Annotated in this window: 19 protein-coding genes; 3 read left to right on the top strand and 16 right to left on the bottom strand. The window is 33.9% G+C overall.

The genetic code is table 11. The annotated features are described in order from the left end of the window. Positions 1 to 19: 19 nt before the first annotated feature. The 8 genes from BLQ19_RS00245 to BLQ19_RS00210 form a co-directional block, all read right to left on the bottom strand. Positions 20 to 433, bottom strand: a complete 414-nt coding sequence (locus tag BLQ19_RS00245; protein ID WP_024481698.1) for a hypothetical protein — start codon at positions 431 to 433, stop codon at positions 20 to 22. Between the two features lie 139 nt (positions 434 to 572). After that, positions 573 to 1217 (bottom strand): response regulator, encoded by a 645-nt coding sequence (locus tag BLQ19_RS00240; protein WP_024481697.1) that lies wholly within the window; start codon positions 1215 to 1217, stop codon positions 573 to 575. Further along, the gene (locus BLQ19_RS00235; protein ID WP_074537048.1) at positions 1207 to 3183 is read right to left on the bottom strand and encodes a tetratricopeptide repeat-containing sensor histidine kinase; all 1977 of its coding nucleotides are present in this window, start codon (positions 3181 to 3183) and stop codon (positions 1207 to 1209) included. The genes BLQ19_RS00240 and BLQ19_RS00235 overlap by 11 nt, the downstream gene beginning before the upstream one ends. Positions 3184 to 3304: 121 nt before the next feature. Beyond that, positions 3305 to 4267, bottom strand: a complete 963-nt coding sequence (locus tag BLQ19_RS00230; protein WP_074537047.1) for a YpdA family putative bacillithiol disulfide reductase — start codon at positions 4265 to 4267, stop codon at positions 3305 to 3307. Beyond that, positions 4267 to 4926, bottom strand: a complete 660-nt coding sequence (gene rpe, locus BLQ19_RS00225; protein ID WP_074537046.1) for a ribulose-phosphate 3-epimerase — start codon at positions 4924 to 4926, stop codon at positions 4267 to 4269. The genes BLQ19_RS00230 and rpe overlap by 1 nt, the downstream gene beginning before the upstream one ends. A gap of 111 nt (positions 4927 to 5037) precedes the next feature. Next, the gene (locus BLQ19_RS00220; RefSeq protein WP_025615831.1) at positions 5038 to 5493 is read right to left on the bottom strand and encodes a tRNA (cytidine(34)-2'-O)-methyltransferase; all 456 of its coding nucleotides are present in this window, start codon (positions 5491 to 5493) and stop codon (positions 5038 to 5040) included. Continuing rightward, positions 5493 to 5726, bottom strand: a complete 234-nt coding sequence (locus BLQ19_RS00215) for a VF530 family protein (protein WP_029447040.1) — start codon at positions 5724 to 5726, stop codon at positions 5493 to 5495. Before BLQ19_RS00215 ends, BLQ19_RS00220 begins: the two co-directional genes overlap by 1 nt. Positions 5727 to 5910: 184 nt before the next feature. After that, a complete protein-coding gene (locus tag BLQ19_RS00210; protein WP_024481691.1) occupies positions 5911 to 6774 on the bottom strand; it encodes a sigma-70 family RNA polymerase sigma factor in 864 nt (287 codons plus the stop codon). A 240-nt stretch (positions 6775 to 7014) separates the two neighbouring features. On the opposite strand from BLQ19_RS00210, the gene BLQ19_RS00205 reads away from it, so the two are divergent. Beyond that, positions 7015 to 7704, top strand: a complete 690-nt coding sequence (locus BLQ19_RS00205; protein ID WP_024481690.1) for an LA_2272 family surface repeat-containing protein — start codon at positions 7015 to 7017, stop codon at positions 7702 to 7704. A gap of 104 nt (positions 7705 to 7808) precedes the next feature. Here the strand turns inward: BLQ19_RS00205 and BLQ19_RS00200 are convergent, their stop codons facing one another. From BLQ19_RS00200 to BLQ19_RS00190, 3 genes are all read right to left on the bottom strand, one after another. Further along, a complete protein-coding gene (locus BLQ19_RS00200) occupies positions 7809 to 8510 on the bottom strand; it encodes a VWA domain-containing protein (protein WP_024481689.1) in 702 nt (233 codons plus the stop codon). Between the two features lie 264 nt (positions 8511 to 8774). After that, positions 8775 to 9524, bottom strand: a complete 750-nt coding sequence (locus tag BLQ19_RS00195; RefSeq protein WP_074537045.1) for a LytR/AlgR family response regulator transcription factor — start codon at positions 9522 to 9524, stop codon at positions 8775 to 8777. 21 nt (positions 9525 to 9545) lie between these two features. Next, positions 9546 to 11363, bottom strand: coding sequence for a histidine kinase (locus BLQ19_RS00190; protein WP_074537044.1), 1818 nt, complete (start codon positions 11361 to 11363; stop codon positions 9546 to 9548). A 229-nt stretch (positions 11364 to 11592) separates the two neighbouring features. On the opposite strand from BLQ19_RS00190, the gene BLQ19_RS00185 reads away from it, so the two are divergent. Continuing rightward, positions 11593 to 12699, top strand: coding sequence for a hypothetical protein (locus BLQ19_RS00185; RefSeq protein WP_074537043.1), 1107 nt, complete (start codon positions 11593 to 11595; stop codon positions 12697 to 12699). A 79-nt stretch (positions 12700 to 12778) separates the two neighbouring features. Here the strand turns inward: BLQ19_RS00185 and BLQ19_RS00180 are convergent, their stop codons facing one another. The 5 genes from BLQ19_RS00180 to tamL form a co-directional block, all read right to left on the bottom strand. Beyond that, complete coding sequence (locus BLQ19_RS00180; RefSeq protein ID WP_025615825.1) at positions 12779 to 15013, bottom strand: polyribonucleotide nucleotidyltransferase; 2235 nt, start codon at positions 15011 to 15013, stop codon at positions 12779 to 12781. Between the two features lie 230 nt (positions 15014 to 15243). Next, positions 15244 to 15513 carry a 30S ribosomal protein S15 gene (gene rpsO / locus BLQ19_RS00175; RefSeq protein WP_024481684.1) on the bottom strand — a complete coding sequence of 90 codons (270 nt, stop codon included), beginning with the start codon at positions 15511 to 15513 and terminating at the stop codon, positions 15244 to 15246. A gap of 147 nt (positions 15514 to 15660) precedes the next feature. Then, positions 15661 to 16539 carry an acetyl-CoA carboxylase, carboxyltransferase subunit beta gene (gene accD / locus BLQ19_RS00170; protein ID WP_024481683.1) on the bottom strand — a complete coding sequence of 293 codons (879 nt, stop codon included), beginning with the start codon at positions 16537 to 16539 and terminating at the stop codon, positions 15661 to 15663. Between the two features lie 52 nt (positions 16540 to 16591). Further along, positions 16592 to 17659, bottom strand: a complete 1068-nt coding sequence (gene fbaA, locus BLQ19_RS00165; protein WP_074537042.1) for a class II fructose-bisphosphate aldolase — start codon at positions 17657 to 17659, stop codon at positions 16592 to 16594. A gap of 145 nt (positions 17660 to 17804) precedes the next feature. Beyond that, positions 17805 to 20381: a translocation and assembly module lipoprotein TamL gene (gene tamL / locus BLQ19_RS00160; protein ID WP_074537353.1), complete on the bottom strand. Its 2577-nt coding sequence runs from the start codon at positions 20379 to 20381 to the stop codon at positions 17805 to 17807. A 42-nt stretch (positions 20382 to 20423) separates the two neighbouring features. On the opposite strand from tamL, the gene BLQ19_RS00155 reads away from it, so the two are divergent. Continuing rightward, the gene (locus BLQ19_RS00155; protein ID WP_074537041.1) at positions 20424 to 21146 is read left to right on the top strand and encodes a TrmH family RNA methyltransferase; all 723 of its coding nucleotides are present in this window, start codon (positions 20424 to 20426) and stop codon (positions 21144 to 21146) included. The last annotated feature ends 5 nt before the right edge of the window (positions 21147 to 21151 follow it).

Raw genomic sequence — 21151 nt, 5'->3', positions numbered from 1 at the left:
TGAATAAATAAGAAGTTATTTACTTAATTTGATTGCTAGCTATTTCTTTCTGCTTAAAATATTTTAGATACTCATCTGTGGTAAATAGATTAGAAACCGTTTCTCTAATTTGAGCATCTTTTAAAGCGGAGTTTGCTGTTCTGTATTCTGGATTTAATAAGCGTGTAGTAGCAAGTGTATCGCAAAGTAATTCTTCACCTTTGTCATTGGTTACTTTTATAGTAGCGGTACTTTGTAAAAGGGATTTTCCGTTTATTAAAATGGTAAGGGTATCTGTATTATTCTGACCTGAGAATGGTTTTACGGCGCTGTTAGTTAACAGTAAATCTGATTTGATAATAGACGCTTGCTTTGACGTTTCTGTAGTTTTCTTATCGTTAGAGCAAGAGATAAATAAAGTAGTAAGTGCGATTAAAATAATAGAATGCTTCATAATTGTATTGTTGTTTGTTCAATACAAAGGTCAAGCGATTGCACTATCTTTTTTACACTTAAAAAAGTGAAATTGGCACCCCCTGTTTTCAGGGATGGCTAGATTATTGGCTTAAGAGCTGCTGTTATTTAATTAGATGTTATGCATCTAAAAGTCCCATTTTTAAAGCATGCTTGGTTAAACCGGCTAGGTTTTTTACGTTTAATTTGGAGATTAAGTTCTTTCGATAACTTTCTATCGTATGCTTGCTTAGAAATAATTTATCGGCAATTTCTTGAGTAGTATTTTCTTCGGCAATAAGTTTCAGTACTTCTTTCTCACGATCCGTCAATGAAATTTCTTCCATTTTTTTATTTTCGAACATCGCATCGGTATAGGCTTTCTTTATTTCTGGAGAGAAATATTTATCGCCTTTAATAATACTACGTATTGCAGTTAGTAATTCCTCTTTTTCTGCATTTTTAGGAACATAGCCATCTACATTATTTTTGATGAGTTTGTCTATCATCATCCCATCAATATGCATACTTACTACAAGCGTTTTTAAAGAAGGGTATTTGCTTTTAACGATCTTGTTTAACTCAATTCCATCCATTTCTGGCATCGTTAAATCTGTAATTAATAGATGAATATTATCAGCACCGTTTATACTCAAATATTTTTCAACTTGTGCACCGTTTTTTGCAGTAAGAATCACAGAAAATTCTGGAGCATCATTAAGAATACTGATAAGGCCATCAATGAACATTTTATGATCGTCGGCAATTATAAGATTATAGTTCATGTACTGTTTTTTTTAAATCAGGAATTTCTATGGCGATAACAGTTCCTCTATTTTCAGAAGAATCAATATGCAAGGTTCCTTTTAGTTTTTGAATTCTACTTGTAATGTTCTTTAAACCAATACCAGTTTCTTTTTCTAACGTATTAAATCCTATTCCATTATCCTCAAAGAGTAAAGATAGTTCGTCTCCTATAAGATTTAAATGAATATCTACATTTTTTGCTTTCGCATGCTTTAGGGTGTTGGTCATTAATTCTTGAAGAATTTTAAATAACTCTACCTGTATTTTTTCATCAATGTTATTAATAGTTTCTTTGGGATGAGGATAAAAAGCTACTTGAACAGCATTGGTCTTAGAAATTGAATTTGCAAATTGTTGGACCAAATCTGTAAATGCGTTTTGTTGAAATTTTTTAGGAATTAGTGTGTGAGATATGTCTCGCACTAATTGATACGTTTCATCTATTTGATTATTAATCGTTTTTAAAGCTTCAGAACCTTTAGCTAGACTAGAGAGCTGCAGCTTTATTCCAGCAAGGTTGCCGCCGATACTGTCATGTAGTTCTTGCGCAATACGTTTGCGCTCTTCATCTTGCCCTTCAATAGAAGCTTTTATTAGATTTAATTCTTGTTCCTGGATTAAGGATTTTACCTTCTGAGTATTTATTTCTTCTTGTTTTTTGGAAAGTTCACTTTGGGTTTGTAATTTCTGGTAGTATACAAATAGTAAGGCTATAATAGGAATTAAAATAATTAAGAAACCAATTAGAAAAGCATTCTTAATAGTTTTCTGTCTGCTTAATTGCGCCTCTTTTAAAAGCTTGTCTTCCTCTAGACTATTTATTTCCTTTTCTTTTTCTAAGGTTTCATATTGGACCTCAAGTTCCTTGATGATAGCTTGTTGTTGTTTTGTATTGATTTCGTTGATCACCCTAAAAAGTTGTGTCATCGAAGCATAGGCATTTTCAAAATCTCCTTGTTGTTGAAAGCTGCGTGATTGTAGAATTAAAGACTCTCTTTGAAATTGTAGATTGTCACTATCTATAGCGTTAATATATGCTGTAGTTAAACCCAATACTGCTATGTCATAAAAGCCTTGTTTGTAATATAGTCTTGCTACTAATAGAGAACCTTCAAAGTAAATGGCGTCAAAGCCTTTTTCCTTGGCTTCATTTCTTGTCTTTTCATATTCTGGAAAAGCCCCATCAAAATCGCCTTGAGCTTCTTTTAGTTTTGCGATTTCTAAACGAATCGTAAGTAATACTTCTTCGTCATCTAAGGATTTAGATAATTTTACCGCTTCATTACAATACACGTTAGCTTGCTCATAATTTTCATTAAAACGATAGGCTTTTCCTAGTAAAATATAATTTTGTGTTTTTAGAGAAGGGTGTTCAGGAGCAAATTCTGAAAGCGATTTTTCTAAAATGCCAATTGCTTTATCTGTATTGCCTTGAGAGATGTAACTTTTAGAGAGTCCAAGTTTATGTTTGTATTTGAATTCTGTAAAATTAGTTTCTTCAGCCTCCTTAAGACCTTCTAAAAACCATTTTATTGCGTTGTCATATAGCCCATTCATTAGGTTTCCTTTCCCTAAATAATAGTTGGCTTTTGAAGAGTATCTTTTTTTAATTTTTTCTGTTTGGCTCCAGTTATTTACTTCCTTCAAATATAGGTTAGCGTAATGTACAACAGAATCGGTATTTGTTTTTCGGATATGATATTCTAATAATTGGTCTATAATAGAAAACCGTTGTACACCATATTCGGCTGTTTTTAATTCCTTGTAGTAAGGCTCAAGAGATTTAGGAGTTGTTCTTTGTGACCATCCGAAGTATACCATCGGAGCAGTATTAGAGCTGTCTTTCTCTTTTCCTTGAGATAAACCTATCGCAGAAAATAAAAAGTATACATAGATAAATAATAGATAAGTCTTTTGGGTATAACTGAAATTCTGTAAATGCATATTTAAAAATTACTATTAAAAACCGAAATGAAATTTTCGACTTTTATAGACTATAAAATTACTACCTTTCTTTAAGACGTTGCTCCCTGAATTCCGTGATTCGCAACTAGTTAGTGGGCTCTTATTTTTTTAAGATAGTATCCATAATCATTTTTGCATGAATTCTAGAGTTTTCTATGAACCATTTATGGGTTTCCATACCACCGCAAATTACGCCAGCTAAAAATAAATTAGGAACATTGGTTTCCATAGTTTCTTGATCATAATTTGGCAACCTTTTTTCATCATTGGATAATGAAACACCAAGCTGTTCAAGAAATTCAAAATTAGGCTTGTAACCGGTAAGTGCTAGAACAAAATCGTTTTCAATAGTAGTAACTCCCTCAGGGGTGTCAATGACTAATTCCGTATGTTTTATTTCTTTTAGCGTAGCGTTGTAGAATACTTTTATACTGCCTTCTTCAATTCTATTTATGATATCAGGACGCACCCAGTACTTTACACGCTGACCAACTTCAGAACCTCTAATGATTAAGGTTACTTCAGCCCCTTTTCGGTAGCATTCTAAAGCTGCATCTATGGCGGAGTTACTAGCGCCAATTACGGCAACTTTTTGTTGTGCATAGTAATGGGGATTGTCATAATAGTGTTTTACTTTTTCCAAATCTTCCCCAGGAATATTTAGGGTATTCGGTAAATCATAAAATCCTGTGGCAATAACAACGTTTGTAGCAGTGTAGCTTTTTTTATTCGTGGTGATTTCAAAAGTAGAATCAGATTTGATCACACTTTGGACTTTTTCAAAAAGATGAATATTAAGGTGATTGCTCGTTACAATTCTACGGTAATATTCTAAGGCTTCATCTCTTTTTGGTTTTGGTTCTTTACTGATAAATGGAATTTCGTCTATTTCTAATTTTTCTGACGAAGAGAAAAATTGCATATTGCTAGGGTAGTGAAAGAGCGAGTTTACAATTGGGCCTTTCTCAATAATTAAATAGCTAAGACCTTTTTTTTTAGCTTCTAATCCACAGGCTATTCCTATAGGGCCTCCACCAACAATAACAACATCAAATTTTTTCATTATCCAGCAATATCTTTAAGTTCTTGAATACTTTCAACAGGGTTTTCGCTGTTAAAAACAAAGCTCCCGGCAACGAGTACATCTGCTCCGGCATCTTTCAACGCTTTTGCATTTGTTGCCGTAACACCGCCATCAATTTCTATAAGTGTACTGGCACCTTTACGCTCAATTAAAGCCTTCAAAGCTCTAATTTTGTCATAGGTGTTCTCAATGAAAGATTGTCCTCCAAAGCCAGGGTTTACGCTCATCATACAGACAACATCAATATCTTTGATGGTATCTTCAAGGAGCATAATATTGGTGTGTGGGTTTAAAGCTACTCCGGTTTTCATGCCTTCTGCTTTAATAGCTTGTAATGTGCGGTGCAAATGCGTACAAGCTTCATAGTGTACAGAGAGGTTGGTGGCGCCTAGCGCTGCAAATGTTTTAATATAACGGTCAGGGTCTACAATCATCAAATGCACATCAAGTGGTTTTGTTGCGTATTTTGCAATAGCTTTTACTACAGGCATTCCGTAAGAGATATTAGGAACAAAAACACCATCCATAACATCTATATGATGCCAATCTGCGTTGCTATTGTTTATCATTTCTACATCGCGCTGTAAGTTTCCAAAATCTGCCGCCAAAAGTGAGGGTGCAATCATTATATTTCCCATTTGAAATCTGTCCTTTTCTGTTTCTACAAAAATAGTGAATTTGGAGGGGAACTATAAAGTCAATCCTGTTTATAAACGATATGAGTTAATAGGTTTTGCAATTGTAACAATCTACAGGCTAAGTTGCCTAAGACCTTCATAGACAACAATGCTTACGGCATTTGCTAAATTAAGACTTCTAATATGATCACTGTGTAAAGGTATTTTGTACAAACTGTTGGTATTCTGTGCGGTTACTTCTTGTGGTAAGCCCTTAGATTCTTTTCCGAAAATTAGAAATAAATTGTCTTTAAAATTGATGTCCCAATGGGTTTTGGTTCCGTGACTAGAGAAATAGGCAAATTCTTTGTCAGAATTCTTTGAATAAAAGTCTTCAATGCTCTCGTAAATAGTCAAAGAAATGTGCTGCCAATAATCTAATCCTGCTCTTTTTACGCGTTTATCACTAAGTTCAAACCCAAAAGGTTTTACGAGGTGTAAATGACTCCCAGAGGCTAAACTAAGGCGGCCGATATTTCCTGTGTTATTAGGAATTTCTGGTTCAAATAAAACAATATGTAATGGCATTATTTTTTAATTGATTTTAAATATAAGTGCTCTACTTTTTCTCTAGCCCAAGGTGTTTTTCGTAAGAAGTTTAAACTAGATTTTATGGTTTGATTGCTTTTAAAACAATTAATATTTATTTGTAAAGACATTTCTTTCCAGCCATATTTTTCTACTAAAAACTCAAGGATATCTTTAAGCTTTACACCATGAAGTGGATTGTTGGGTTGTTCTTGCTTGTTTTCTGGTTGCATTAAAAAATTGAATATCAGTTAAGTGAAAACGTATTAAAATTAAAAACTCCGGTAATCAGCCGGAGTTTATTCATCAATCAAAAAACGAACAGTCATGATAACTGTTGTTATAATTCACAAATTACAATTTTTGTACCAAATTTCCAATTTAGGAAAACTTTTACGGCAATTTGTGCTCGGAGTATTATCCAAGATATGTTTTTAATATTTTACTTCTAGACGTATGCTTTAATCTACGAATTGCTTTTTCTTTAATTTGACGCACACGTTCTCTGGTAAGATCAAAAGTTTCACCAATTTCTTCAAGTGTCATAGAATGCTGACCTGCAAGTCCAAAATACAAACGAATAACATCTGCTTCTCTTGGCGTTAAGGTTTCTAAGGCTCTTTCTATTTCCGTACGTAAAGATTCATGCAATAATTCTCTATCAGGATTAGGAGACTCCCCACTACGCAATACATCGTAAAGGTTAGAATCTTCTCCATCAATTAAAGGGGCGTCCATAGAGACGTGACGACCAGAGTTTTTCAATGATTGCTTTACATCCTCAACAGTCATATCTAATTCTTTTGCAATTTCTTCAGGTGAAGGCTGGCGCTCATGCGCTTGCTCTAAAAATGCAAAGGTCTTATTAATCTTGTTTATAGATCCAATCTTGTTTAAAGGTAAACGAACAATACGAGACTGTTCTGCTAATGCTTGTAAGATAGATTGACGAATCCACCATACAGCGTAAGAGATAAATTTGAAACCACGTGTTTCATCAAAACGTTGTGCAGCTTTAATTAGACCAAGATTTCCTTCGTTAATTAAATCTGGAAGCGTAAGCCCTTGGTTTTGATATTGTTTTGCAACAGATACCACGAACCTTAAGTTTGCTTTGGTTAATTTTTCCAAAGCTACTTGATCACCTTTTTTAATTCGTTGTGCCAATTCTACTTCTTCATCGGCGGTAATTAAATCTACCTTACCAATTTCTTGTAAATATTTGTCTAACGAAGCGGTCTCCCTGTTGGTTACCTGTTTTGTAATCTTTAGCTGTCTCATCTAAATATTCCTTTCTAATATTATATTGTTATGCATTAGCTGCATTAGATTATACGTTGAAAAATAAAAAATGTTACAAACAATAGCTCTTATTTTACGTTTTTTGGTTAAAACACTGTTTTTTTAGGTTGAATTCTTTAAAATTATACATTTAGTTGGTAGTAAAGGATTGTAATTCCTTACCTCAAAGTTGACAAATATTGGTATATATTAGTGCGTTTATAAAAAAGGAGTGAACGTATGAAAGTACTATTACTTATTTGTGCAGTTTTTGTTTCTTTTTTGGGTTTGGCGCAACCCAGAAAGTTTAGAGCTCCCTTGTGGACCACGCATGATGCTAATGTGGATATTGTAGGAGCATCAATTGGGTTTATTCCAAGAGATTTTACATCTGATACCTCTTTGATTAGAACCTATGGGGTAAGGATAGAAGCTTTTCCATTATCCTTTATCTATTTTATGTCTCCTAAAAGTCCTCTGTCTAGCTCCAATGCGGCATATTTTGATAATTTAAAAGGTAATGCTTCACAGCTTATTAATGGTCTTAATATAGCTACGGGTTCATTTGAAGCTATAGATGTAAACGGAATTTCTACCACCATTTTTATGCATTACAGTAGAAAACATAATGGAATAGCACTTGCTGGAATTACGAATACTATTGAAAGAGGAAATGGATTAATGATTGCGTATGGGGGTAATGAAGTCTACCATGGCAATGGAATTATGGTAGGGACACTTTTTGGAAATTCAACCAATACATTTAACGGATTACAAATTAGTGCGGCTAATTTTATTTCCGAGAAGGGTAGTGGCTTGCAGATTGGTATATTTAATTCGGCTACTAATTTTAGAGGATTGCAATTAGGCCTTTGGAATAAAAATTCTAAAAGATCTTTACCAATACTTAATTGGCAGTTTAAAGGTTGAGCATGTGAAGTATTCTAAAAATCAACAGTCCAATATATGGTGTAATGGACTGTTGCTTTTGAATCAGGGTTCTACAATTTCATGCAGTGCTAGTGTTGGCTACATTATATTTTAGAGGTTATAAATGTTCCGTTGTTTTCTTGAGCTAAGGTTCTCATAAAATCTAAATCGGCATCATCTCCAAACGCAATGGTGTGAATGATAATGTTATTAGTATTTACTTTACGTATTTCATCAAGTACGGCTTCTGGACCGCTATTAGGCAAACCGTCACTCATTAATACAATTTCTTCTACCTCGTAAGTAGATAAGGCTTCTAAAAGCCCTTCAAGCGTATTTGTGCCTCCATTGGCTTTTAAATTCTTTACAAATATATTAGATGAGGTTCTAGTGGTGTTGTCTGCTATTCTAAAAGATGTAGCTTGTTTAGTTACCCCATTGTTAAAAGAAAAGACGACAAATTTTTTGCCGTCAGGAAGTCCCTTTATAGCAGGTATTAATTTGCGTTTCACAGCGCCTAATTTGGTAGCCTCTTTAGAAACTTGAGATCCTAAAATACTTCCTATTTTCCCGCCAATAGCTCTAGAGACTTGACTGCCTGCCGTGTCACCAACTTCTCTCATAACCTGATCTTTTACAGAGCCTTCATCTATACCTTCCATACTACCAGAAACATCAATAAGGTATAAGGTGTTGCGCGTAGATGTTTCGATACCGAAAAAGTCGTCAGATTTTTTAACTACATAACAAGAGTTAAGGAGTGCGCAAAAAAGTAATAGCGTTAAGCTTCTTAATGATTTTTTCATTTTGTTTGTGATTAGCGTTTAATGTTCGTGTTTTTTTATAACTAACAGCTCTAGTTCTCAATTGGTATGCGTTAGTTATGTTTAATTTTTATACTGATGTACGTTGAAGTGTAAAATGTAATTGCTATTTCTAGAATTTAAAATTAGACCTAATAGCGAAAACTATTTTCGACAATGAGAATTTGAGGGTGGTTATTTAGTAATACCCCTTAGTCAATGAGAAATTGTTTTGATGCGGTACATCGTATTACTGAAAATAGCTTTTTAAAAAAGTTTATCAATATAGCTAAGCAAGCTCTTCTTTTTGCTTTGAGCTACAGGAATAGCATGATGCTCATTTAAAATAACTTCTTCATTGCGTTTGTCAAAAGAGGTTATGTACGTTAAGTTAATTAAAAAGCTCTGATGTACTCGAAAAAAATTGTAATGGCTAAGTTTTTCGTCAAATGATTTAAGAGGCTTAGAAATTAGAATACTTTTTCCGTTCCTAAGGAGAAAAGAGGTGTAATTATTATCAGATTTAGCAAACAAGATATCTTCTATGGTAATAACATGGATAGCATCTGTATTTTTTAATACTAATTTTTTTGATTGGTCATTATGAGAAAAATTGTGGAGTAGGGTAGTTAGTTGCGATTGGTAATTAGTTTTACGGATGTCTGTAATTACTTTATCTACCGCTAAAATTAAATCTTTTTCTTCATAAGGTTTTAAGAGGTAGTCTATAGCACTAAATTTAAATGCTTCTATGGCATATTTAGCAAAGGAGGTGGTAAATATAATTTTGAAATTTATAGCATCAAACAATCTAAGAAATTCAAAAGCATTACCATCGGTAAGAAATACATCTAATAGTATAAAATCAGGTTTCAATTTTTTTATTAAAATAGAAGCTTCTTGGATACTATCAGAATGGCCAATTAGCGCTATATTTTTGTAGCTTTTCATAATAGACGAAGCATAGGCAAATGCTTGTGGGTCATCTTCTACAATAAAACAAGAGATAGCGCTCATAGGAGTTCAAATATACTGTATTTAAGTGGTAGTAAAGCCTAAAGTAACTTTTGTTCCTTTAGAAGAACTATCAATAGCTACAACTCCTTTAAAATTTTTAGAAGTTTTATTTAGGCTTCTTAATTGCTCTTGAATAATTTCCATACTCATAGATTTATGCAATCGTTTGGCATCTTCCTTTTTTATTTCAAAACCTTTTCCATTGTCGGTAATGGTTACCGATAAGGTGTCATTCTTTTTAAAATAGGTTACATTGATGCGCCCGTTTATACTGTCTTTCAATCCGTGTAGAATAGCGTTCTCTACAAAAGGTTGGGTAATTAATGTAGGAAGTACATCAAAATCTTCGGTGACAGAATCATCAATGCTTATCGTGTATGCAAATTTGTTATCATAGTTTAAGAGCTGTAAATTTAAGTAAGATTCTAAAGCTGTGGCGTCATCTTGAACCGAACTAAAGTCCTCATCAGATTTTTCTAAAACGAATCGGATCAATTTAGAATAACTTGTAAGGTATGCGCTAGATTTTTCTTTGTCATTTTGATGTATAAAGTTTTGTATGCTTTGTAATGCATTGAATAAGAAATGCGGATTTAACTGTGTTTTCCTTAAGCGTTGCTGCAGTAATACTTTATCTAATTGTTGCTGTATTTTATAATTCTTGAATCCAAAATACCCTAAAATAATAATAAGTAAAGAAAAAATAGCTATACCTAGAAGCAGATAATTCTGCTGTTGAATGGTAAGGGCTTGTAATTTATTCTTAGTGTCTAGTATGCTAATACGTTGTTCTTTTTTTTCAGATTCATATTTTTCCGTCAGTTCAGCAACGCTTTCCTTCTGTTGTTCGTTGGTAATAGAATCTTTGATGGCATCTTTTAAATCGGCATAATACAATGCTGTTTTATAATCCGCTGAACCTACATAAGATTCTTTAAGGTTGTAATAGATGTACGATTTTACAATTCCTTGTGCTCCAATTCTTGCGCTATCTAGGTAGCTAATGGCCTTGAGATATTCCTTTTTTTTAAGATATGCATGTCCTACATTATTATAAGTAATGTTAAGTGTATTCGTAGTGCTAAGTTCTTTTCTTAAGGCGATAGCTTTTTTGCCATACGTAGCCGCTAGGTCAAAATCAGAACCTTCATCGGTATAGTACATTGCTAAATTAGTATAGATGGTAGAAAGAGTGTTCTTAGAATCATGTTTTAACGCAATTTCTTCTGCTAGAAAAATAGATGAGGTATATTTTTCAAAAAGTTTTTGACTGAAATAAATGTTGGACAGGTTTACCAGGATTTGAAGCTTTATTACCTCGTTAAAATCGCTAAGTGCTAATGCTCTTTCTAAATAGAGCTGGGCATTTTTGTAATTTTTTAAAGAAGCATTTATCGCTCCAATATTAGAGTAGGTACTTACTAATTGTTGGTTGTTTTCTGTCTGCTCCAAAATTTTTGCAGCTTGTAAATAAAGGGTTAACGCTTTTTTAAAATCTTGTTTGTAATACTGTATAGTGCCAAGGTTGTGAAGTGTTAAGCCTTTTAGGTGTCTAGGTAGTTCTTTCTCTAAGTTTTCTTGTAAAAGAGCATCTGATTTATCGAACTCTTTTTTGAAAATATGGAGGTTACTTTTCTGTATGTTAGCTTTTGCTAGTAAAGTATCATTGTTAATTAATTTAGACGTTTGAATTGCTTTTTCAGCATAAAAGAAAGAACTGTCTAAGGCTGTTTGAGCTAATTTTTTAGATTTTTCTAATAAAATTTCTACCTGTTTGTGTTCAGCTCTTTCTTTTTGAGCCTGTGCTGTAAGGAGGTTGAGCCCTACTGTAAAGAACAAAAATAGATGGCGCAGTATACTGTTTATTAGTATTTTAAACGAGTGGTGGTGCATTGGTATGGTTATGAAATTAGTGCAATATAGAAAAAGCCTATGAAATCAAATTAGGAGATGCTACTATTTCTAAGGTAATTCTATTATAAAGAAATAAAGGTCTTTACTTTTCGTTGTGGTATGGTGCTAGGATTGTTAAAATTTAGCCCTATAATAATCATAAATTTTATATCGTATGAAATCCTTAAATTTTTCGTTTAAATCGCTATTTGCTATTTTGTTTGTTGCGTTTTTTAATTATTCATGCAGTAGTGATGAAAACACTACAATGGAGGAACCGATAGTGCAAGAGGAAGTAGAGGCAGAGGGTGGTGACACCACTACTGAGGATGATGATGTAGATGATACTGAGGCTATTTTTTTAACAGATAATCTTATTGTTGATGCTAGCAAAGCATTTGTAAATTATACGCTTCCGGCGGTAGACTATCAGAAATATATTAATGAAGAAGGCGATGTTCGGGATATTACTAAAGAGATTTATAATCATTTTAATGATGATTATGATTTAATTGTTATTCTAGCGGTAGAAACTCTAAAGCCAGAAGGTACCGCGTATGGTATTACTACTCCTGCTAAAAATAGTATTCAAGGACTAGGAGGCAGTGTATTTGATGCTACGTCTAGTTTTGGGTCTGATGGCAGGTTAAACGGGGTTGTTTTTATGCCTAGAACAGAATTTGTTCAATCTGGACCTTTCTTGCATGAAATTGCTCATTTATGGGCCAATAAAGGTTTTATAGGGACTACGGTTGGTGGTCATTGGGGTTATGCGAGTACTGGTGGTCAGTTAGGCGGTTTTGATACGCTTGAAGATTTAGGAAGCAATACGTATAAAGGAACTGTTGCAGGAAGAACATCTTTTGGAACTTTTGCTAATGGTGGTAATAGTATTCCTTATAGTAATGTAGAATTATATGTGATGGGATTAATTCCTGAAAGTGAGTTAGCGGCTATTCAAGTGGCTATTAATCCGGTTGCAGGAAATAGTGAGGGAGAATTTACAGCAGATGAGATTAAAACATATACAGCACAAGAATTAATAGCGGCAAATGGTAAGAGGATACCTTCCTATGAAGTTGCTCAAAAAGAATTTACTGCACTAACGGTAATTATTAGTCCAGAAAATGCTATAGAGGATACTAAAAAAGAGGCGATTGTAACCTCTCTAGAAGACTTTTTTAAGCAAGGTCCTAGCTCAGAAAGTACGTATAACTTTTGGACGGCTACAGGCGAAAGAGCACACTTTAGTAATGGGATTAATGCGTCGTCTATTCAATAACTTTAATAAATAGCGATTATAAAAAAACCTCATAGCTTTTAAGGCTATGAGGTTTTGTAATTATAGAGGTTAAAAAGAATTAATCTTCTTTTTTATCTTCTCTTGGTTTTCTATCATCGCGTCCACGATTGTCTCTACCTCTGTTATCACGTCCACCAGAACGTTTGTCATCTCTTGGTGGTCTAGCAACATAACCTTCAGGTTTTGGTAATAAAGCCTTACGAGATACTTTCTCTTTACGAGTTTTAGGATCTATACCAAAGTACTTCACTTCAAAAACATCACCCATATTAACAACATCAGAAACATTTTCTGTACGTTCCCAAGCTAGTTCAGATACATGTAATAAAACCTCGTTTCCTGGAGCAGCAGCATATTCTACAACAGCGCCAAAATCTAACATTTTAATTACTTTTACTTCGTAAGATTTACCAAGTTCAGGCTTAAATAAGATAGCATCTATTTTAGCTAAAACAGCATCAATACCTTCTTGTCCTACACCTAAGATCTCAACAATACCTTCTTCTGTAACAGGATCTTCGTTGATAACGATAGTTGTTCCAGTTTCCTTTTGCATTTCTTGAATAACTTTTCCACCAGGACCAATTAAAGCACCAATGAATTCGTTAGGAATACGTCTAGTTACCATTTTTGGAGCGTGAGATTTAACATCTTCAGCTGGAGCAGAAATAGTATCTGTAATTTTACCTAAAATATGTAAACGACCTTCACGTGCTTGTTTTAGTGCATTCACTAAAATCTCGTATGATAATCCTTTAATTTTAATATCCATTTGGCAAGCAGTAATTCCTTCAGAAGTACCAGTTACTTTAAAGTCCATATCTCCTAAGTGATCTTCATCACCTAATATATCAGACAATACAGCATAACGGTCACCGTCAGAAATTAGTCCCATGGCAATACCAGAAACAGGACGCTTCATTTTAACACCAGCATCCATTAAAGCCATTGTACCAGCACAAACAGTTGCCATAGAAGAAGAACCGTTAGATTCTAATACTTCAGAAACTACACGGACTGTATAAGGGCAATCTGCAGGAATCATTCCTTTTAAACCACGTTGCGCTAAGTTACCATGACCAACTTCTCTTCTAGAAGTTCCTCTAAGTGGTCTAGCTTCACCTGTACAAAAAGGAGGGAAGTTATAATGTAAATAGAAATTTTCTTCGCCTTCATAAGATGGCATATCTATTTTGTTAGCATCTCTAGAAGTACCTAAAGTTACAGTTGCTAATGCTTGTGTTTCTCCACGCGTAAAAATAGAAGAACCGTGTGTAGATGGTAAGTAATCTACCTCACACCAGATTGGTCTAATTTCATCAGTCTTACGACCATCTAAACGTAAGCCTTCGCTTAATGTTAATTCACGAACGGCTTCTTTTTCAGCTTTGCTGTAGTATCCGCTAACAAGATGGCCAAATTCTTCCATCTCTTCTTCTGTAAAAGAAGCTTTTACCTCTTCTTTTACTTCTGCAAATGCAGCAGTACGTTCTGCTTTGGAAGTTCCCTTTTTAGCAATAGCGTAACATTTATCGTAAGCTAAATCGTGTATTCTTTTTTGTAAATCTTCATTTACTTCGGCAGTTGTGTATTCACGAACTTCTTTTTTACCAAAAGCTTCAGCTAAACGCAACTGTGCAGCAATTTGTACTTTAATAGCTTCGTGAGCAAATTTTATAGCGTCAGCCATTTCTTCTTCAGAAATTTCATCCATCTCACCTTCAACCATCATTACAGAATCTGCAGAAGCACCAATCATCATCTCTAAGTCAGATTCTTCTAATTGTGCTCTTGTAGGGTTGATTACGAATTCGCCATTAATACGACCAACTCTTGCTTCAGAGATAGCGCATTCAAATGGGAAATCTGATAATTGGATAGCAGCAGAAGCAGCTAAACCAGCCATAGCTTCAGGCATAACATCATCATCATGAGACATTAACTGAATCATAACTTGTGTTTCTGCGTGATAATCTTTTGGGAATAATGGGCGTAAAACACGGTCTACTAAACGCATGGTTAATACCTCACCATCACTAGGTCTTGCTTCTCTTTTAAAGAAACCACCTGGGTAACGACCTGCAGCAGCAAATTTTTCTCTGTAATCTACAGTAAGTGGAAGAAAGTCCACATCGCTTTGTTTGTAATTGGAAACTACTGTACATAATAACATACAGTTTCCTGATTGAACAACAACCGAACCATGTGCCTGTTTTGCTAATTTTCCGGTTTCGATAGAAATTTCTCTACCGTCCCCAAGGTCTATAACCTCTCTAAATACTTTTGGAATCATAAAATTGATTTGCAACTTGTCTATGCAAGTTAGTTAAACTTTGATCTTTTTGTCTTTATTCAAGACGGACAGTTGTTGTGCTGTTGTAGTTAATAGGACCAATGAAAAACTATATGCAAGCTTTTTGTCTGCTGCCTCAAACGTAAATCTAAGGACTTTTTGTAAAAATACACTAAAAAGTAATGTAGTGTATAAAAAAAGGGGAGAGCTAAGCTTTCCCCTTTCGAAAATTATTTTCTAATACCTAATTCTTTAATTATTTCACGATATCTTACAATATCTTTCTTAATTAAGTAATCAAGTAAGCTTCTTCTTTTACCTACCAATTTTACTAATGAACGCTCTGTGTTGAAATCTTTACGATTTTTCTTCAAATGCTCAGTTAAGTGATTGATACGGTGTGTAAACAATGCTATTTGCCCTTCAGCAGAACCAGTGTTTTTTTCTTCACCACCGTGTTTTTTAAAAATGTCAGCCTTTACTTCTTTTGTTAAATACATTCCAATATTATTTAATGATTTTTATGTATATGATTGATTTTCAATCAGCGTGCAAATATATAACTATTTTATGATAATCATATTCTAGAAAACAGAAAATTTAAAGCTTCTATTTATTGTTAGATATAGATCATGTAAAAACAATTTTTAAGCAGATTTAGCTGCTTCTACACGTACAGGATTGTTTTCTATTAAATCAATGTATAAATTAATCTTCTTTTTTAAGTTTTTTCTATGCACGATAAAATCTAAAAAGCCATGTTCCATTACAAATTCTGCCGTTTGGAACCCTTCAGGTAATTCTTTTCCTGTAGCTTCTTTAACAACTCTAGGACCTGCAAAACCAATTAAAGCCCCTGGCTCAGAAATATTAATATCACCAAGCATAGCATAAGAAGCAGTAGTTCCTCCAGTAGTTGGGTCTGTACATAATGAAATGTAAGGTAAACCAGCTTCTGCTAACTGTGCTAATTTTGCAGATGTTTTTGCCAATTGCATTAAAGAAAGGGCTGCTTCCATCATACGTGCACCACCAGATTTTGAAATCATTACGAATGGTACTTTCTTTTTGATAGCATAATCAATACCACGAGCAATTTTTTCACCAACAACACTACCCATAGAACCTCCGATAAAAGCAAAATCCATACAAGAAACGACCATGTCTTTTCCGTAAGACTTACCTATTGCAGTTCGTACAGCATCATGTAAACCTGTTTTAGCTTGAGCAGCTTTTAAACGGTCCGCATATTTTTTAGTGTCTTCAAACTTTAAAGGATCTTTAGAAGTTAGCTTAATATCTAATTCTTTGAATTTATTATCATCAAATAGAATTTCAAAATATTCTTTACTTCCTATCCTTACATGGTAATCATCTTCAGGACTTACGTAAAAGTTTTTAGCTAATTCATCAGCTTCCACTATTTTACCTGTAGGTGATTTGTACCACAACCCTTTTGGGGTGTCTTTTTTTTGCTCCGTTGCGGTTTGTATTCCTTTTTCTTTTCTTTTAAACCAAGACGACATACATTGAATATTTAGTTAAACGGATATTTTTTGAGTTAGTTAGGCTGTGAAATTACAGTGTATTTACGTTGTTTAAATCAGCAAATGCTTTTTTCAAACGCTCAACAAATGTTTTTTCGCCTTCACGTAACCATACTCTTGGATCGTAAAATTTCTTGTTAGGCTCGTCAGCTCCATTAGGATTTCCTATTTGTGCTTGTAAGAACTCTTTTTTGTCTTGGATGTAATCACGAATACCTTCTAGGAAAGCATATTGTAAATCAGTATCAATATTCATTTTGATAACTCCGTAACTAATACCTTCTCTAATTTCTTCTACGGTAGATCCAGATCCACCATGGAAAACAAAATCAATATGATTTTTTTCTACATTGTATTTTTTGGTGATGAACTCCTGAGAGTTTTTCAAAATTTTCGGAGTTAATTTTACATTTCCAGGCTTGTAAACACCATGAACATTACCAAAGGCAGCTGCAATAGTAAATCTTGGACTTACCTTAGATAGTTCCTCATAAGCATAAGCAACTTCTTCTGGTTGTGTGTATAATTTAGAATCATCTACATCAGAGTTATCTACACCATCTTCTTCACCACCTGTAATCCCTAATTCAATCTCTAAAGTCATATCCATTTTTGCCATTCTAGCAAGGTATTCTTTACAGATTGCAATATTCTCTTCAAGAGGTTCTTCAGATAAATCAATCATATGAGAACTAAAAAGAGATTTTCCTGTTTCTTTATAATGTTGCTCACTAGCATCTAAAAGGCCATCAATCCAAGGTAATAATTTCTTAGCACAGTGGTCTGTATGTAAAATAACACTTGCACCATAAGCTTCTGCTAATTGGTGAATGTGTTTAGCTCCTGCAATTGCACCTTGTATAGCTGCCTTTTGACCATCGTTAGATAGACCTTTTCCTGCATTAAACTGTGCACCTCCATTTGAAAATTGAATGATTACGGGTGCGTTTAAACTTGCTGCCGTTTCAAGAACCGCATTAATAGTATCCGAACCAATAACATTTACTGCTGGTAAAGCAAATCCTTTTTCTTTTGCGTAGTTGAAAATTTCTTGTACTTGGTCTCCAGTTGCAACTCCTGGTTTAATATTATGAGCCATAATTATTATTTTCTTGAATTAGTAATTGAAATATTGAATAACAAAAGTAATAAATTATTTAAGAGAGTGTAGTGTTTTTAATTTCAAACAACTTACCGATACGCTTATTCGTTAGCGATAACGTTTTAGTTGTTATACACGTATTTTAAAAAGGATAATTAATACCGATTTGTAACACGGAGTTGGCAAAATTATAGTCTCTAAACCATCTTTTAGACATTTCTTCAGCAGGATTATAGGTTTTAAATCCTAAATCTACTCTAAAAACAAAGTAGGTGAAATCATATCTTATTCCAAAACCGGTTCCTAATGCGATGTCTTGCAAAGAGCTAATGCCGTTAAAGGTAGCATCGGTATTTTCTACATTGTCAAAAACATTCCAGATATTTCCTGCATCGGCAAAAAGTCCTCCTTTAATATTTCCAGCTATCGGGAAACGATATTCTAGATTAAAAGCTAGTTTAAGGTTTGCTTCATTAAAATCATTTAAATTATCGGTTCTTCCCGGACCTAAAGAGTATGGACTCCAAGCTCTGTTGTCATAAGATCCACCAGCAAAATAACTACGAGAAAACGGAATGCTATTAGAATTGCCGTAGGGAATAGCAATCCCCATAAAACTTCTAAAAGCTAATACTTTAGATTCGGATAAATCCCAGTGCTTAATATAGTCAAATTCTGTTTTTAAATATTGTGAGTAAGGAACGCTAAATACAAGTTTATTACCATCTTCATCTTCGTTAAAAGGAATACCAGTTGCGGCAAGTGACAATAAATTACCAGCGCCTTCTATTTTAAATTTAAATTGATGAAAGCTATTGTCTGTTAAACTCGTTTGATTATTTTTAGAAAAGGTATAATTAGTAGCAAAGATTAAGTTGTTTTGTGTTAAACGTTCGCGTCTTTCTTCAATACTACGTACTTCTTCAAAATCATCACTAGATGAGCTCACTTCACCGTCTAAAATAGCTTTAGTAAAACCTGTAGTTCCTTGCGGGATGGTCAGTCTAAAATCTCCATCTTCTCCAACAGGCTCATAGTTCTGCGATAAATTAGCATCTGTTTCGTAGATGTCTTGATCTGCAATTGTATTTAATCTAGAAAAAGAGCTTTGGTATACATAAAAATACCGGTCAATATTTACGTTTTTTACATATTGAATATTAAGGAGTTCAATGTTGTGCTTAAGTTGGGTGTTTGGTGACCAGCTATATCCTAAAACGCTATTTAATGTTTGCTTATCTAAACCAATATTCTGCTGAAAACTAGTTCCTATAGAGATTCTGGTTTTGGGGAGCATATAATAAGGTATGATTTTTTTAGTATCGATAAATGGGAACCAGATTCGTGGAAAATCTAAAGCAATATCACCCCCAAAGTCTTGTACGTTAAAAAAGGACTTGTCTAAGACATTTGGATCGCTAGATGCACCAATATTTGCGGTCGCGGAAATACTTAGATTCTCAGTACCTTTAAATATGTTTCTAATATTTAAAGCAGGAGTAAATGATAGACCAAAGAACTGAATGTTAGATCTACTTACATCCGTGTCAAAACTCAAGGAATATTTATCACGCGCTGTTAAATAAATGTTTGAAGTTAAGGATGCGTTGGTGCTATCGGCTATTATTTCAATATTAGGGTACTTAAAATTGTTCAGGTTGTTAATTTGCCGGTAGGTACGTAACCTATTTATATCTCTGTAAACGCTATCTTTTTCCATGAAAATAGCATCCGTAAGGGCTTTTGGTTTGTAATTAAGCTTATCCTTATAGTAAATGGTGAAACCTTTGAAATTTACAGAGTCTAATTCTTCCGGATTGTTAGCAAAAAGGTGGTCGGCAAAAATGTTCACTTTGCTAAATTTAAAAACCTTATAGGCTGTTTTAGTAGAATCTCCTCTTGTCTTTAAATTATCAATATTCAAAGCAACAATCATTTCTTGATCATCTTTAGCTGCTATGGTATCTGTAATGATGTCATAGCTAATAGAACTTTCTTGAAAATTGTATACACCTTGGTTTCTAAACAATTCTGTTAATCGTTCTCTTTCTTCCGTAAAGTTAGAAAGGTCAAATTGTTCTTTGTCTTTTACAGCAGTAGTTGTTGTGTTAAGTTGGTAGATAGAATCAATGGCTGGTGATGTAATGACGCTATATGTAGAGTCGATCATAAAGGGCTTACCTAGTTGTAAATCATAAGTTATGCCTGCTTTTTTCTTTCTTTTGGTACTGTCTATAGTGAAATTTCCAGTGGCATTGAAATAACCTCTATTCCCGTAATAAGCTTTTATTCTTTTTAGAGATTTAGAAGTCTTTGCAGTGTCTATAATAACAGGAGCTTCTCCTATTTTTTTAAACCACTCGCTGTATCCTTTGACGATGAAAGATTCGCCAAGGCTATCTAATTGTTTTTGTGAAATAAGTTTGCGCAATCTTTCTTCTCGCTTGTCTTTTTTATGAAGCCAAGCTTGGTAAGAGGAATCCGGATTTTGTTTGGCTAAGTTGTACAAGTTTAAGCGCAAAGGATAACCTGCCAAAGAACTGTTAGGTTTTTGAATAACAAGGCTTTTAACATTCTCGTCTTTAATTTTATCACCATCTGCCAAAATCGTGTTATCTATCAGTAAAAGCTCATCGTCTTCTACTCTTTTTAACGCATTACAAGACACGATGATTAAACCTAAAAATAATAAGACTATTTTTGTACTGTTATTTTTCAAACTTAATTCAGATTCTAAGAAAATCAAAAATACGTTATTTGTATGGTTGGTAAAAGCCAAATAAAACTTATAAAAAGTCTTCAGCTTAAAAAAAATAGAATTCAGCACCAATTGTTTGTCGTAGAAGGTTTAAAAACGATTCAGGAGCTTTTGAAATCTTCTTTTGAAGTCTATAAAGTGTTGAGTACAGATGAGGATTTTGTTACTGATCATGAGGAGGTTTCAGAATTAATCTCGTCGGCAGACCTAAAGAAAATAAGTTCCTTGAATACCCCCAATGGATATCTAGGGGTTTTTAAAATGGCAAAATTAGGTACTATTCAGCTCAATGATTGGATAGTTGCGGTAGATACGGTTCAGGACCCTGGTAATTTAGGGACCATCATAAGGTTGTGTGATTGGTTTGGAATTAAAAATTTAGTGTGTAGTACTACCACTGTAGATTGTTATAATCCAAAAGTCATTCAGGCAACTATGGGTTCTATAACGCGAGTGAATATTACGTATTTGAATTTAAGTGAGTTTTTACAAGCTTCAGAATTGCCTATTTATGGAGCCTTTATGGAGGGTGAAAAGGTATACAATTCAGCTATTTCTTCAAAAGGGATACTTGTGATGGGGAATGAAGCAAATGGAATTTCATCTGAGATAGCAGCCTTTATTACAAAAAAAATTAGCATACCACAATTTGGCGATCAAACCGCAGAGAGTTTAAATGTAGCAACGGCGACTGCTATTTTATTAAATGAAATAAGGAGAGCGTAACGCTT

Source organism: Cellulophaga baltica (assembly GCF_900102165.1).
GTDB classification, from domain to species: Bacteria; Bacteroidota; Bacteroidia; order Flavobacteriales; family Flavobacteriaceae; genus Cellulophaga; species Cellulophaga baltica.
The sequence above is the reverse complement of the archived record's forward strand: the minus strand, read 5'-3'. Positions and strand labels throughout refer to the sequence as shown.